General features: G+C 72.7%; 14 protein-coding genes. 6 read left to right on the top strand and 8 right to left on the bottom strand.

The window, feature by feature from the left end; genetic code table 11:
* Window positions 1–118: 118 nt before the first annotated feature.
* On the top strand, window positions 119–820 hold the full coding sequence (locus ACH4LD_RS17160) for a GntR family transcriptional regulator (protein ID WP_398056902.1): 702 nt from the start codon (window positions 119–121) through the stop codon (window positions 818–820).
* A gap of 24 nt (window positions 821–844) precedes the next feature.
* Here the strand turns inward: ACH4LD_RS17160 and ACH4LD_RS17155 are convergent, their stop codons facing one another.
* Window positions 845–1,540, bottom strand: coding sequence for a uracil-DNA glycosylase (locus ACH4LD_RS17155; protein ID WP_398056901.1), 696 nt, complete (start codon window positions 1,538–1,540; stop codon window positions 845–847).
* Between the two features lie 391 nt (window positions 1,541–1,931).
* Here ACH4LD_RS17155 and ACH4LD_RS17150 point away from each other — a divergent pair, with 391 nt between their 5' ends.
* Window positions 1,932–2,681 carry an RNA-binding S4 domain-containing protein gene (locus ACH4LD_RS17150; RefSeq protein WP_398056900.1) on the top strand — a complete coding sequence of 250 codons (750 nt, stop codon included), beginning with the start codon at window positions 1,932–1,934 and terminating at the stop codon, window positions 2,679–2,681.
* 156 nt (window positions 2,682–2,837) lie between these two features.
* On the opposite strand, the gene ACH4LD_RS17145 is transcribed toward ACH4LD_RS17150, so the two are convergent.
* The 3 genes from ACH4LD_RS17145 to ACH4LD_RS17135 form a co-directional block, all read right to left on the bottom strand.
* On the bottom strand, window positions 2,838–3,296 hold the full coding sequence (locus tag ACH4LD_RS17145) for a DoxX family protein (protein WP_398056899.1): 459 nt from the start codon (window positions 3,294–3,296) through the stop codon (window positions 2,838–2,840).
* A gap of 147 nt (window positions 3,297–3,443) precedes the next feature.
* On the bottom strand, window positions 3,444–4,124 hold the full coding sequence (locus ACH4LD_RS17140; RefSeq protein WP_398057063.1) for a class I SAM-dependent methyltransferase: 681 nt from the start codon (window positions 4,122–4,124) through the stop codon (window positions 3,444–3,446).
* A gap of 74 nt (window positions 4,125–4,198) precedes the next feature.
* On the bottom strand, window positions 4,199–5,110 hold the full coding sequence (locus ACH4LD_RS17135; protein ID WP_398056898.1) for an acyltransferase domain-containing protein: 912 nt from the start codon (window positions 5,108–5,110) through the stop codon (window positions 4,199–4,201).
* A 128-nt stretch (window positions 5,111–5,238) separates the two neighbouring features.
* On the opposite strand from ACH4LD_RS17135, the gene ACH4LD_RS17130 reads away from it, so the two are divergent.
* Entirely contained in the window at window positions 5,239–5,562 is a 324-nt protein-coding gene (locus tag ACH4LD_RS17130) for a DUF6343 family protein (protein WP_398056897.1), read from the top strand.
* A 198-nt stretch (window positions 5,563–5,760) separates the two neighbouring features.
* Here the strand turns inward: ACH4LD_RS17130 and ACH4LD_RS17125 are convergent, their stop codons facing one another.
* The 3 genes from ACH4LD_RS17125 to ACH4LD_RS17115 all read right to left on the bottom strand — a co-directional run bounded on the left by ACH4LD_RS17125 (window position 5,761) and on the right by ACH4LD_RS17115 (window position 7,893).
* The gene (locus ACH4LD_RS17125; protein WP_014672069.1) at window positions 5,761–6,141 is read right to left on the bottom strand and encodes a M48 family metallopeptidase; all 381 of its coding nucleotides are present in this window, start codon (window positions 6,139–6,141) and stop codon (window positions 5,761–5,763) included.
* Window positions 6,142–6,258: 117 nt separating this feature from the next.
* The gene (gene coaE, locus ACH4LD_RS17120; RefSeq protein ID WP_398056896.1) at window positions 6,259–6,909 is read right to left on the bottom strand and encodes a dephospho-CoA kinase; all 651 of its coding nucleotides are present in this window, start codon (window positions 6,907–6,909) and stop codon (window positions 6,259–6,261) included.
* Between the two features lie 45 nt (window positions 6,910–6,954).
* Entirely contained in the window at window positions 6,955–7,893 is a 939-nt protein-coding gene (locus ACH4LD_RS17115) for a PAC2 family protein (protein WP_398056895.1), read from the bottom strand.
* A gap of 193 nt (window positions 7,894–8,086) precedes the next feature.
* Between ACH4LD_RS17115 and ACH4LD_RS17110 the strand changes: the two genes are divergently transcribed.
* On the top strand, window positions 8,087–9,049 hold the full coding sequence (locus tag ACH4LD_RS17110) for a right-handed parallel beta-helix repeat-containing protein (RefSeq protein ID WP_398056894.1): 963 nt from the start codon (window positions 8,087–8,089) through the stop codon (window positions 9,047–9,049).
* 71 nt (window positions 9,050–9,120) lie between these two features.
* Here ACH4LD_RS17110 and rpsA read toward each other — a convergent pair whose 3' ends face one another.
* Complete coding sequence (rpsA, locus tag ACH4LD_RS17105) at window positions 9,121–10,611, bottom strand: 30S ribosomal protein S1 (protein WP_030642226.1); 1,491 nt, start codon at window positions 10,609–10,611, stop codon at window positions 9,121–9,123.
* A 233-nt stretch (window positions 10,612–10,844) separates the two neighbouring features.
* Here rpsA and ACH4LD_RS17100 point away from each other — a divergent pair, with 233 nt between their 5' ends.
* Together ACH4LD_RS17100 and hrpB are read left to right on the top strand one after the other, a co-directional pair.
* Window positions 10,845–11,843: a class I SAM-dependent methyltransferase gene (locus ACH4LD_RS17100; RefSeq protein WP_398056893.1), complete on the top strand. Its 999-nt coding sequence runs from the start codon at window positions 10,845–10,847 to the stop codon at window positions 11,841–11,843.
* Window positions 11,844–11,933: 90 nt separating this feature from the next.
* Window positions 11,934–14,459 carry an ATP-dependent helicase HrpB gene (gene hrpB, locus ACH4LD_RS17095; protein WP_398056892.1) on the top strand — a complete coding sequence of 842 codons (2,526 nt, stop codon included), beginning with the start codon at window positions 11,934–11,936 and terminating at the stop codon, window positions 14,457–14,459.
* The last annotated feature ends 97 nt before the right edge of the window (window positions 14,460–14,556 follow it).

Below are 14,556 nucleotides of genomic sequence, written 5' to 3'. Positions count from 1 at the left end.
CGGGCGAGCGCGTTTGGTATACCAAACTGCCGTCATGGTCCCGCCGTCAAGCGTTCGGACCGATGTCGTCGCCGTTACGGCCCCGTAAAAGTCCCCTGGTTTCGGCGAAGATGGGGTCATGACCCCCACGACGAGCCCCGGAAGGGCGAAGACCGAGCCCCTGGGCGCGGTGCGCGAACGCGTCCTGGCGAGCCTGCGGCAGGACATCATCGCCGGGCGGCTCGGTCCCGGTGACCGGCTCGTCGAACGGGAACTCGCCGAGCGGTTCGGCGTCTCACGGGTACCGGTGCGGGAAGCGATCCGCGCCCTGGTCGCCGAGGGGTTCGTCCTCTTCGAGTCGGCCCGCCGCACGGTCGTCCGCCGGCTCACCCCCGCCGACGTCCGCGAACTGTTCGAGCTGCGCGAGGCCCTGGAGGTCTACGCGGCCGGTCTCGCGGCGTCCCGGGCGACCCCCGAGGCCCTGGCCGAGCTGCGGGACCTGCTCGACCAGGCGGCCCGGGCGACGAAGGAGGACGACGCCGAGGCGATCACGGACATCAACACGCGCTTCCACGACCGCGTCCTCGCCATGGCCGGCAACAGCCTGCTGATCTCCGTCATGGAACCGGTCGACGGCCGCCTGCGCTGGCTCACCCGACGGAACGAGGAGTGGTCCCAACTCCTCACCGAGCACCGCGAGTTGTACGACGCCATCGCCTCCGGCGACTCCGGACGCGCCCGCGCCCACGCCCTCGGCCACGTCCGCGCCAACTACCGCTCCACGGTGCGGCACCTGTTCGGACCGGACCCGGCGGACGCCGGTGAGGCCCACACCGGCTGAGACACCCCCCCTCGTCCACGGGCTCTACGGCAGTCCGGCCGCCTCCGCCGCCGTGCGCAGTACCTCGCGGAGCATCTCGGCGGTGAGCCGGCCGGTGAAGGTGTTGCGCTGACTGACATGGAAGCAGCCGAAGAGGTCCAGGCCGTCGAGCGCGACCCGGGTGCCGTGGGCGAAGGCCGGGCGGGGACGGGGCACGGTCCAGCCCGCGTCCGCGAACGCGGGCAGCGCGGCCTGCCAGCCGAAGGCGCCGAGCACGACCACGGCCCGCAGGGTCGGCCGGAGCAGCGTCAGCTCCTGGACCAGCCAGGGACGGCAGGTGTCGCGCTCACCCGGCGTCGGCTTGTTGGCGGGCGGCGCACAGTGCACGGGCGCCGTGATCCGCACACCGTGCAGCTCAAGCCCGTCGTCGGCGCTGACCGAGGTGGGCTGCGAGGCGAGCCCCACGTCGTACAGCGCCTGGTACAGCACGTCGCCCGAACGGTCCCCGGTGAACATACGGCCGGTGCGGTTCCCACCGTGCGCGGCCGGGGCCAGCCCGACGATCGCCAGCCGTGCGTCGGCCGGCCCGAACCCGGGCACCGGCCGCCCCCAGTACGTCCAGTCGGCGAACGCGGCCCGCTTCGTACGGGCCACCTCCTCACGCCATTCGACCAACCGGGGGCACGCCCGGCAGTCGGCGACGCGCCGGTCGAGCCGGGCGAGGGCGCTGCTGTCGTCCATACGACCACGCTATGCCCTGGTGGTCGGTGCGCTGCGGGGAGGCCGGTGCCCTGCGGGGAGGCCCGGTGGGGTGGGGAGGCCCGGTGGGGCGGGGAGGCCCGGTGGGGCGGGGAGGCTGGGTGGGGCGGACCCCGGACATGGCCGGCGCCCGGTACGCCGCCGCCGTCGGCGCCGAGGCACTGGCCGTCGAGGTCCGGCTCCGGTGGTGAGCCTGGGTGCGGGGGCTCAGGGGCCCACCTCGGACCACGGGACCACCGGGGTCACGGGGGCCACCGGGACTATGGGGACGACGGGACCACCGGGCCACCGGGACGAGGGGGACCACCGCGACCACCGCGACCACCGCGAAAACGCTTCCGGGTCCACGGGTCGGGGGCGTTAAGGTCGGTGCATGGCTACCGATGACGCGGACGAGAACGTGGACCGTGGGACCGTCGAGGGAACCGGCGAGCCGAGCGGGACCGCACCCGCCCCTGCCTCCGCCTCCGCCGACCGATCGCTCGATCCCAAGATCGCCGCCGCGGTGGCCGCCGCCGAGGCCGCCGGGCCCGCCAACGGCGAGACCGTCCGCATCGACAGCTGGATCTGGGCCGTCCGCCTGATCAAGACCCGCTCCCTCGGCGCCGCAGCCTGCCGGGGCGGGCATGTGCACGTGAACGGCGAGCGGGTGAAGCCCGCCTACTCCGTGCGCGTCGGCGACGAGGTGCGGATGCGACACGAGGGCCGGGAACGGATCGTGATCGTCAAGCGCCTGATCCGCAAGCGGGTGGGCGCGCCCGTGGCCGCCCAGTGCTACATCGACAACTCCCCTCCGCCCCCGCCCCGCGCGGCCATCGCCCCCGTCGGCCTCCGTGACCGCGGCGCCGGCCGCCCCACGAAGCGGGACCGCCGCGAGCTGGAACGCCTCCGCGGTGTCGCCGGCCCGGGCATCCCCGCGGGCTTCCCCGGCCTGACCGAACTGGGCGGACCCGGAGCATCCGGCGGACCGGGCCGGTCCGGTGCTTCCGGCGGACACGGTGGCTCCGGTGGACGCGGCAGGTCCGGCGGCCGTGGCGGACGCGGTGGCCCCGGTACTTCCGGCGGACCCGGCGGCTCGGGTGGACGCGGCGGCTCCGGCGGACGCGGCACCTCCGGCGGCTAGGGACGCTTCGGCGGTCCGGCGGGCTCGGGTGGCCCGGCAGGCTCCGGCAGCTCGGGAGGGTGACCGCGCGGACGCTGAGCCGACGAGGCTTGGCCCACCCCAGGCCGTCGGCTGCTGCCACGGCCGGAGCCGGCTACCCGGCCGACGACGGCACTGTCACCGTCGGCCCAGCAGCCGCAGCAGCTCCCTGTTGTGCGCCCGACGGGTCCAGGCGATCAGGGCGAGGGGGGCGATCAGGATCAGCGGGGTCGCCGCGTTCTGGCCGTCGAATGCGGTGACCTGGACGATGAACGCCCCCACCATGAGCGCGCTGAGGGCGATCGCCGCCACGGACTGCAGCACCGGGACCAACAGCGCGATCGCTCCCGCGAGTTCGAGCGCGCCGATGGTGTACATGGCCCCGCTGCCCCAGCCGATTCTGTCGAAGGACTCTACTGCCGTCGGGTGGGCGATCAGCTTGGGCAGGGCGCTCGCGATGCCGTAGAACAGCGCGAGCAGCACCTGCACCCCGCGCAGGGCGACCCGGGCTCCGCGCGCCCGGCCGGTGAGCGCGCCGGCGGTGACCCCGGCGGGCGTCGTCGTCATGGAGCTGACGGGGGCGGTGGTCTCGGACATGAGGGGTCTCCTGGTGAAGCGGTCCCGATTGCTGTCACCGAGGTAGACCGGCCGACGGTCCGGAACTCATCGGCCGACACCTCAACGGTCGGGAACCCTCGCCGTCCCTCCCCCAGGACGAACCAACCTGTGCGGGAGCCGAGGTGACTACGCCGAGGGCACCGCCCGGACCCACATGCCGTCCGGGGTCAGATACGTGTCCACCTCCAGTCCCGCTTCCGCCAGCGCCGACTCGAACTGCTCCTTCGTCAGGGGTCTGGAGAGAAACGTCTGCGTCCAGACCGCGTCCGGGAAGACATACTCCGCCTGGACCGAGTTCACCCCCTCCCCGGCCGGCTCCACCGAGGCGATCCGCACGGTGAAGCCGCTCGGGTCGACCCGCTCCCTGGGCACCTTGGTGTGGTAGTCCGCGCCCTCCCGCTGGATCAGCACACAGCCGCCGTCCGCCACATGCCGGGCGCAGGTGCGCAGCAGGCCCCTGCGCACCTCCTCGTCACCGGCGTGCACCAGGAACGACGCGAGCATCACCACGTCGAACCTCTCGCCCAGGTCGAGGTCTTCGATGGAGCTGCGTATCGTGCGCGCTCCGCGGACCCGGGCCAGCATGTCGGCCGACTCGTCCACCGCCGTCACCGTGAAGCCGCGCTCCAGCAGCGGATGGGTCACCCGGCCCACCCCGCTGCCGAGTTCCAGGATGTGCGCCCCGGCCGGGACCGCCGCGGCGATGATGTCCGGCTCCTCGCCCACCGGCAGTCGTGCGTACAACTCGACCGCGCAGCCGTCCGGGGTGATCGCGCCCGGTCCCGTGCCCTCGTAGCCCTCACGCATCTCGATCCTCATGCCCGGACAACGGCCCGCCCCCGCACGCCCGTTCCCACCCTCCCCCAGTTTACTCGTTCGAGCTATTCAGCCCGGAACGGGAACCATCCGTGCCCGATGTACCAGTGGCCGCCGGCCCGCAGATGGTCCCCGATCGCCCGCTCCACGGACGTCCGGCGGGGCAGCGCGGCCACTGGCAGGTCCGGGTCACCGAAGACGAACTGTACGGGCTCGGTGTCGGCCGCCTCGCTCTCCTCACGGGCGATGCGGAAGCGCCTCTGGAAGCGCAGGATGTTGGAGTCGGCGGGCAGGTACCGCCGCAACTGCGGGTCCAGCAGCCAGGAGTGGCACAGCACCGCCGCCGGCCGCTCCTCGGGGAAGTACCGGGCGAAGAACTCACGGGCCAGCGCCAGGGAGCGGTCGCAGGCGGACGGGGTCAGCGGGCCGTGGAAGTCGGGGATGTGCAGGTTCAGGCAGGGCGTTCCGGGCGCCGCGTCCAGTCCGGCCGACGCCGTCACCCGCGCGTCGCGGTCCCCGAGCCGTGCGCGCTCGAACTGGAGCCGCCCGAGCTGGTACAGCTCGCCGCGGAAGTGCCGGATCAGCCAGCGCCACGACTGCGTCCCGGCCCTGCCGTGCCGCCTGCGGTGCACGGCGAGATGACGGCCCAGGTCGGCCAGGGTGCGCCGGGAGATCTCGGCCGGTATGCCGCGGGCCCGGTGGAGTGCCTGGGTGCGCGGGAGCGCGGCGAGGAGGACGTGCACGGCGAAGGTGTCCGTCAGATCGGCCGGGGCCGAGGCGAGCAGATCGGGCAACTCGGGCGTGCGGCCCGTGTCCTCCGGCTCGCGGAAGAGTTCCTCGACGCATTCCGCCAGGAGCCGGAGCGTGCCGGGGTCACCGGTCAGCCTGCGCCACTGGGCGACGAGGTCGTTGACGTCCTCGTGCGGCACGGCCAGGTCGAGGAGCAGTGCGGGCAGGTCGTCGGTGTCCGGCAGCACGGGCGTGTCCCCCTTCGGCCTCAGCGGACGGCCTCGTCACGCCTCCTCGGCGAGGGTTCCCGTCGCCTCGTCGAGTGTTGATGCCTGTCGTCGTCGAAGAGTACGTTGCTGGAAGGAGTGGTGATCCGATGCGTACGGGAAGTGAACCGGCGACCGCGCGCAGTGCCCTGCGGGCGCGGTTCTGGCTGAGCCTGTGGGGGCTGGCCTGGGCGGTCTTCGGCACGGCGGCGTTCGCGCTGGCAGGACGCCCGGGCTGGGCGGCGGCCTGTGGGGTGCTGTGGCTGCTGATCACCGTGGACATGACCGTGATCCTCCGGCACATCCGGCAGGGCCCGCACTACCAGCCGGGCCGGGACGTACCCCCGTACCGGCCGCCGGACGGACCGCCGTATCCGAAGCCACCGGGACACCGCCACCCGTATCGGCGGCCACCCGGACACCGCCATCCGTAACCGGCCGACACGGCCGACACCCCGCCGACGGCGCTGGGGCGCTCGCGCTCGCCTCGCTGTTCGCCGGCGTCGTGATGTCGCGCTCCGGCCACCGCCCGCGGTGCCCGCTCGATCCCGGCCCCCGCCTCCCACGGGGTGGGTGACCGCGGCGGCAGTCATCCTTCTCACGGCCGCGAGGGGTCGTCCACCGTCGCGCCGTCACTCCTCGAAGCGTGCCGCCTTCAGGTACTGCGGGTTGGGGTCCAGCGCCGCCGCCAGCCGGAAGTGGCGCTTGGCCTGGTCGGGGCGGCCCTGACGCTCGTAGGTGCGGGCCAGAGCGAAGTGCGCGTACGCGTTGTCCGGCTCGCGCTCCAGCACGATGGTGAACTCAAGCTCGGCGGGACGCAGTTGCGCCGCTGCGAAGAAGGCGCGGGCGCGGAGCAGCCGGGCGGCGGTGTTCTCGGGGTGCGCGGCGATGACTCCGTCGAGCAGCTTCACCGCGCCCCGCGGGTCCCGCGCGTTGAGCAGTTGCTCGGCAGCACGGAAGTCGATGACATGCGTTTCCGGAGTACGTCCGGTGGAACCGCTGGTCTCGGGCACGGCAGAGTCCTTCCCTCACTCCCGCCCTTCAACGCCCCGGATCGGACCGCTATTCCGCACCGGCACACCACACCGGCTGTTCCGCACCTTCGGTCCCGTACCGTCGACGTCCGCCTGTCAGGCACCGCCCGCGTCGTCCGGGTCGTCCGTGCCGTTCGGGACCGTACCGGCCTGCCGTGCCCGGTGTGCGAGGTCGTCCCAGACCTCGGCGACGCGCTTCTTCAGCGCGTCCAGGGGTACGTCGTTGTCGATCACGATGTCCGCGATCTCCCGGCGCTGCTCACGGGTGGCCTGCGCGGCCATGCGCGCGCGTGCGTCCTCCTCGGTCATTCCGCGCAGCCGTACCAGCCGGTCGAGCTGGGTCGCGGGGCTCGCGTCCACGACGATCACGAGGTCGTAGAGCGGGGCGAGGCCGTTCTCGGTGAGCAGGGGCACGTCGTGGACCACCACGGCGTCCTCGGCCGCGGCTCTCTCCAGCTCGCGGGAACGGGCGCCCACCAGGGGGTGCACGATCGAGTTGAGGAGGGCGAGCTTCTCGGGGTCGGCGAAGACGATGGAACCGAGCCGGGGCCGGTCGAGGTTGCCGTCGGCGGCGAGGACGTCCGCTCCGAAAGCGTCGACCACGGCCGCGAGACCGGGCGTGCCGGGCGCCACGACCTCGCGCGCGATGCGGTCGGCGTCGACCAGTACGGCCCCGTGCTGCACGAGCAGCCGCGACACCTCGCTCTTGCCGGCGCCGATCCCGCCGGTCAGGCCCACTGTCAGCATGAGCGAAAGCTTAGGCGCTGCCTCTGCCGGCGGAACCGGCGGAGGTCAGTTGTCGCCCTCGCGCTCCGCGAGGAAGCGCTCGAACTCGCGCCCGATCTCGTCGGCCGACGGGATCTCCACGGGCTCGGCGAGCATGTTGCCCCTGGTCTCGGCGCCCGCCGCGGCGTCGTACTGGTGCTCAAGGCCCTGGACGAGCGCGGTCAGTTCCTCGTCGCCCTCCTGGATCTGCCGGTCGATCTCGGTCTGCGTGCGGTGCGCGTCGGTGCGCAGCGCGTGCGCGACGCCGGGCAGGACCAGGCCGGTGGCGGCCGTGATGGCCTCCAGGACGGTCAGGGCGGCGTCCGGGTACGGCGAACGGGCGATGTAGTGCGGGACGTGCGCGGCGACGCCCAGGATGTCGTGTCCGGCCTCCATGAGGCGGTATTCGAGCAGTGCCTCGGCGCTGCCGGGCACCTGCGCCTCCTCGAAGGGGCTGCGGTGGCCGGGGACGAGGTCGGTGCGGTTGCCGTGCGGGGTCAGGCCCACGGGGCGGGTGTGCGGGACGCCCATGGGGATGCCGTGGAAGTTCACGGACAGGCGGACGCCGAGCCGCTCCACCATCTGCCGCACGGCCGCCGCGAACCGCTCCCACTCCACGTCCGGCTCGGGGCCGGACAGCAGCAGGAACGGGGCACCGGTGGTGTCCTGGACGAGGCGGACCTCGATGGCCGGGGTCTCGTAGCCGGTCCAGCGGTCCCGCTTGAAGGTCAGCAGGGGCCGGCGGGCGCGGTAGTCCACGAGCCGGTCGTGGTCGAACCGGGCCACGACCTGGTGGGGCAGTGAGTCGAGCAGCCGGTCGACGATCTGGTCGCCGGTCTCACCCGCGTCGATGTATCCGTCGAAGTGGTAGAGCATGACAAGGCCGGCCGACTCCTGGGCGAGCGCCATGTCCACCACGGCGAGGCCCTTCGGCTCCCATGCGTACAAACCCTGCGGATCAAGCACTGTGACCGCTCCTCCTCGTGTTCCCCATGGACAACGCGCCCCGGAACAGGGGAATTCCCGCGACACGCCGCTGATCAGCGATCTCCTGCGGGACACCTTGACGACCCGTCACCTGGTCCGTACCTTCACGACAGCCGGGTTCAGCATGCCGGTCGTCGTTCACGTATGAGGAAGCACCACAGGAAGGCATCCCATGCGCATACGCACGCCGCTCCCCTCCCTGGTCACCGCCGCCCTCACCGCCGGCGGACTGCTGCTGACCGCCACCGGGCCGGCCTCGGCCGCCACCACGATCGAGGTGACGACCGCGGCCCAGCTGAAGGCAGCGCTCGCTGCCGCCGGGCCCGGCGACACCATCCACCTGGCGGACGGCACGTACACCGGGAACTTCAAGGCGACGACGCCGGCCACGGCGTCCGCCCGCATCACGCTCACCGGCTCCCCCGAAGCCGTGCTCACCGCCGGCGGCGGCTACGGGCTCCATCTGAACGGCGCCTCCTACTGGACGGTCCGGGGCGTGACCGTGACCGGCGGCCAGAAGGGGATCATGATCGACGCGGCCAGGGGGGTCGTGGTCGACGGCGTCACGGTGCACGGCCTGGACATGGAGGGCGTGCACTTCCGCACCTCCAGCACGGACGGCGTGATCAGGAAGTCCAGGATCTACGACACCGGGAACGACGGCCGCGGCATGGGCGAGGGCGTCTACGTCGGGACCGCGAACACGCTGTCCGACAAGAGCGACCGCATCCAGATCCTGGACAACACGATCGGTCCCGGCGTGGGCGGCGAGAACGTCGACATCAAGGAGGGCACGACCGGCGCCCGGATCATCGGCAACACCTTCGACGGCGGGGGCCTGACCGGCGCCAACTACGACGACTCCTGGGTCGACGTGAAGGGCAACGACGTCCTGGTGCAGGACAACACCGGCACCTCGACCAGCAACGACGGCTACCAGACCCACACCCAGCAGCCCGGCTGGGGCTGCGGCACGATCTTCAAGGGCAACAGGTCGGACTTGACGACCGCCACCGGGGCCACCCGCCTGGCGATCGACGTCACCAACGTCGGCGCCGGCTGCACGACGACGGTGTACAGCGGCAACACGGTGACGGGCGGCAGGGGTCTGACCAACATCGCGGTGACCCCGTGAACGCCTGAGGGGCCGCACCTCGAAAGGTACGGCCCCTCAGCCGACTATCGGCTAAGCCCAGCGGCTAGCGTTCAGCTCTGCCCACCGGCCAGCTTCTCGCGCAGCGCGGCCAGCGCCTCGTCCGAGGCCAGCGCACCGGAGGTGTCCGCGCCCTCGGAGGAGTACGAACCGCCGGTCGCGGCCGGAGCCGCAGCCTCGCCACCCTCGGCCGCGGCAGCGGCGTCGGCCTCGCGGGACTTGATGACCTGCTGCTGGTGCTGCTCGAAGCGGGCCTGCGCCTCGGCGTACTGGCGCTCCCACTCCTCGCGCTGCTTCTCGTAGCCCGGCAGCCAGTCGTTGGTCTCCGGGTCGAAGCCCTCGGGGTAGATGTAGTTGCCCTGGTCGTCGTAGGACGCGGCCATGCCGTACAGGGTCGGGTCGAACTCGACCGCGGTCGGGTCGGCACCGAAGGACTCGTTGGCCTGCTTCAGCGAGAGGCTGATCCGACGACGCTCCAGGTCGATGTCGATGACCTTGACGAAGATCTCGTCGTTGACCTGGACGACCTGCTCCGGGATCTCCACGTGGCGCTCGGCCAGCTCGGAGATGTGGACCAGACCCTCGATGCCCTCGTCCACACGGACGAACGCACCGAACGGCACCAGCTTCGTGACCTTGCCGGGCACGACCTGGCCGATCTGGTGGGTGCGGGCGAACTGCTGCCACGGGTCTTCCTGGGTCGCCTTCAGCGACAGGGAGACGCGCTCGCGGTCCATGTCGACGTCGAGGACCTCGACGGTGACCTCCTGGCCGACCTCGACGACCTCGGAGGGGTGGTCGATGTGCTTCCAGGAGAGCTCGGAGACGTGGACCAGACCGTCGACGCCACCCAGGTCCACGAAGGCACCGAAGTTGACGATCGAGGAGACCACGCCGGAGCGGACCTGACCCTTCTGGAGGGTCGTGAGGAACGTCTGGCGGACCTCGGACTGGGTCTGCTCCAGCCAGGCACGGCGGGACAGGACCACGTTGTTGCGGTTCTTGTCCAGCTCGATGATCTTGGCTTCGAGCTCCTTGCCGACGTACGGCTGGAGGTCGCGGACGCGGCGCATCTCGACCAGGGAGGCCGGGAGGAAGCCACGGAGGCCGATGTCGAGGATGAGACCACCCTTGACGACCTCGATGACGGTACCGGTGACGATGCCGTCCTCTTCCTTGATCTTCTCGATGGTGCCCCAGGCACGCTCGTACTGGGCGCGCTTCTTCGAGAGGATCAGGCGGCCTTCCTTGTCCTCCTTCTGGAGGACCAGGGCCTCGATCTCGTCGCCGACGGCGACGACCTCGTTCGGGTCGACGTCGTGCTTGATCGAGAGCTCGCGGCTCGGGATGACACCTTCGGTCTTGTAACCGATGTCGAGCAGGACCTCGTCCCGGTCGACCTTCACGATGACGCCGTCGACGATGTCGCCGTCGTTGAAGTACTTGATCGTCTCGTCGATCGCTGCGAGGAAGGCTTCCTCGTTACCGATGTCGTTGACCGCTACCTGCGGGGTGGTGGCGGTGGTCTCGGTGCTGCTCGTCATGTGGGAAAGGGCTCCGGTACGGACATTGAAGTCGTAGGTACTGCTTACGCCGGGAGCCCGTTTCGCTCTGCAGAAGCCGGACAGCCAAGGAAGCGCCACTTTGAGCACCGGGTGCCCGGTGGCGCCTCGACAACCGAGGGGACATACAACAGATGCGAGCGCAGCCTGCTACGTCTGAGGTGCGCAGGCCCGCAGCGCAACTTGTAGCATACGGGGGCAGCCGGACATGGTCAATGCGCGAAGGCGCACACCCGGGGCAGATCGCCGCATTTCCGGCAGAAGAAACGTCCCAACAGGCCACGCGGGCCTGGGGACCCCTTCCGTACGGACCCCGTCGGGCTGGACGGAAGAGTACGACGAGGGAGCCGATCATCCAAGAGCCGGAAGTGCACGAGCCGGAGGGGTCCGAGGGGTTCGAGCCGGAGGCCACGCGGCGTGACGCGGACGTCACGGAGAGCGCGCGGGCCAACCGGGGCTGGTGGGACCGCAACGCCGACGAGTACCAGATCGAGCACGGCACGTTCCTCGGTGACGACCGCTTCGTGTGGGGCCCGGAGGGCCTGGACGAGGTGGAGGCCGAGCTGCTCGGCCCGCCGGAGGAACTGAAGGGCAAGGCGGTCCTGGAGATCGGCGCGGGCGCCGCGCAGTGCGCGCGCTGGCTGGCCGCCCAGGGCGCGCGTCCGGTGGCCCTGGACCTCTCGCACCGCCAGTTGCAGCACGCGCTGCGGATCGGCGGCTCGTTCCCGCTGGTCTGCGCCGACGCCGGCGCGCTGCCCTTCGCGGACGGCTCCTTCGACCTGGCGTGCTCCGCGTACGGGGCGCTGCCGTTCGTGGCCGACCCGCGGATGGTGCTTCGCGAGGTGCACCGGGTGCTGCGGCCGGGCGGGCGGTTCGTGTTCTCGGTGACGCATCCGATCCGCTGGGCGTTCCCGGACGAGCCGGGCCCGGAGGGTCTGTCGGTGTCCTCGTCCTACTTCGACCGCACGCCGTACGTGGAACAGGACGATCAGGGCCGCGCGGTCTATGTGGAGCACCACCGCACGCTGGGCGACCGGGTGCGGGACATCGTGGCCTCCGGGTTCCGGCTGGTGGACCTGGTGGAACCGGAGTGGCCGGCCTGGAACACGTCCGAGTGGGGCGGCTGGTCACCGCTGCGCGGGAACCTGATCCCGGGCACGGCGATCTTCGTGTGCGAGCGGAGCGAGACGGGTCTGTCCCCGGCCGAGGGCTGAGGGGGCCGAGCCTCGTACCCCTCGCAAGTCCCCTCGCGCAGGTGCACGCACGCGTGCGGGCCGTTCTCCGGGCCGTACGACACTGGGGGCGTGATCCGTTACGACGCCCTGGACGCGCTGCCCGTGCGCTCTGCCCTGCCCGCCCTGACCGACGCCCTGGAGGGTCGCGGCACCGCCGTCCTCGTGGCGCCGCCCGGCACCGGCAAGACGACGCTGGTGCCGCTGGTGCTGGCGGGGCTGGTCGGCGGCGGTCCCGCGCGGCGGGTCGTGGTGGCCGAGCCGCGGCGGATCGCGGCGCGGGCGGCGGCCCGGCGCATGGCGTGGCTGCTGGGCGAGAAACCGGGCGGGAGCGTCGGCTTCACGGTGCGCGGCGAGCGGACCGTGGGGCGGCACACGCGCGTGGAGGTCGTGACGACCGGTGTCCTGCTCCAGCGTCTCCAGCGTGATCAGGAGCTGACCGGGGTGGACGTCGTCGTCCTCGACGAATGCCACGAGCGGCATCTGGACGCGGACACGGCGGCCGCCTTCCTGTGGGACGTGCGGCAGGCGCTGCGGCCGGAACTGCGGCTGGTGGCCGCGTCGGCGACCACGGACGCCGAGGGGTGGGCGCGGCTGCTCGGCGGAGCTCCGGTGGTCGAGGCGGCGGGCGCGGCGCATCCGGTGGAGGTCGTGTGGGCTCCCCCGGCGCGTCCGGTCCGGCCGCCGCACGGGATGCGGGTGGATCCGGCGCTGCTGGCCCACGTGGCGTCGGTGGTACGGCGGGCGCTGGCCGAGCGGGCCGGGGACGTGCTGTGTTTCCTGCCCGGCGTGGGCGAGATCGCGCGGGTGGCGGGTCTGCTGGGGGATCTCGGTGGGGTGGACGTGCTCCAGGTGCACGGGCGGGCGCCGGCCGCCGTGCAGGACGCGGTGCTGGTGCCCGGGGCGCGGCGCCGGGTGGTGCTGGCGACGTCCGTGGCCGAGTCGTCGCTGACCGTGCCGGGGGTGCGGGTGGTGGTCGACTCCGGGCTGGCCCGGGAGCCCCGGGTGGATCACGCGCGCGGGCTGAGCGGGCTGACGACCGTGCGGGCGTCGCGGGCGGCCGGGCGGCAGCGGGCGGGACGGGCCGGGCGTGAGGCGCCGGGTGCCGTGTACCGGTGCTGGGCGGAGGCCGAGGACGGCCGCCTGCCGGCCTTTCCGGCGCCGGAGATCAAGGTGGCCGACCTGACCGCCTTCGCCCTTCAGGCGGCCTGCTGGGGCGATCCGGACGCCTCTGGGCTGGCGTTGCTCGATCCGCCGCCGGGCGGGGCGATGGCGGCGGCGCGGGAGGTGCTGACGGCCGTGGGAGCGGTGGACTCCGCCGGGCGGGCCACGGAGGTCGGCGTGCGGCTGGCTCGGCTGGGGGTGCACCCCCGGCTGGGGCGGGCCTTGCTGGACACGGGCGGTCGAGGGGCCGAGGTCGTCGCTCTGCTCTCCGAGGAAGTGCCTCGGGACTGCGGGGATGATCTCGCCGGTGCGTTGCGCCGTGTCCGGCGCGGTGGTGACGCCTACGCAGCGCGGTGGGCTGCGGAGGTGCGGCGGCTGCGGGGCGTCTCGGCGGAGTTCTCCCGTCCGCCCGCCCGTGACGGCCGGCAGGAAGGCGCCCTCCAGGCCGGACCGGGCACCGGCGACGACAAGCTCGCCGGGCTCGTCACCGCCCTGGCCTTTCCGGAGCGGGTCGCCAGGCTCGACGGCGGGTCGTACCTCATGGCGTCCGGGACCCGGGCGGAACCGGCCGAGGGGTCGGCGCTGCGCGGTGCTCCCTGGATCGTCGTGGCCGTCGCCGACCGGCCCTCCGGCAAGGGTCACGCGCGCGTGCTGCTCGGAGCGGCCGTGGACGAGGACGTGGCGCGGACCGCCGCCGGCACGCTTCTGACGGAGGGGGACGAGGTGCACTGGGCCGACGGGGACGTCGTGGCCCGGCGTGTCGAACGGCTGGGGGCGATCGAGCTGGCCGTACGGTCCCTGCAGGACGCCGATCCTGCCACCGTACGCGGCGCCCTCCTCGACGGGCTCCGGCAGGACGGGCTCGGGCTGCTCCGCTGGTCGCCGGAGGCGGAGGTGCTGCGGCAGCGGCTGGCGTTCCTGCGGGCGCACCTGGGTGAGCCGTGGCCGGACGTGTCCGACGCGGCGCTCCACGCGCGCGTGGACGAGTGGCTGGAACCCGAGCTGAGCCGGGCCCGGCGGCGGGCCGATCTCGCCCGGATCGATGCCGGACAGGCGCTCGCGCGGCTGCTGCCCTGGGCGAGCGGGGAGGCCGCCCGGCTGGACGAGCTCGCGCCCGAGCGGATCGCCGTACCGAGTGGGTCCAGGGTCCGGATCGACTACCGGGATCCCGAGCGGCCGGTCCTCGCCGTCAAGCTCCAGGAGATGTTCGGGCTGCGGGAGACGCCGGCCGTCGCGGGCGTGCCGCTGCTCGTGCACCTGCTCTCGCCCGCCGGGCGGCCCGCCGCCGTCACGGCCGACCTCGCCTCCTTCTGGGCGGACGGTTACCGCGCCGTCCGCGCGGAGCTGCGCGGCCGCTATCCCAAGCACCCGTGGCCGGAGGACCCCACGACCGCCGAGCCCACCCGGCACACCAACGCGCGGCTCGGACACTGACCAGGCGTAACTCACTACCTGCTGACGGATCATCAGGCCCGGTATCGCAGCAACGGGGGTCGAGGCAAGAACCGCACGCACGAAGAAGGGCGCCCGC

This window comes from Streptomyces sp. NPDC017676 (assembly GCF_044329325.1).
In the GTDB taxonomy this organism is placed as follows: Bacteria; Actinomycetota; Actinomycetes; order Streptomycetales; family Streptomycetaceae; genus Streptomyces.
This window is presented reverse-complemented; position numbering and strand designations above follow the sequence as displayed.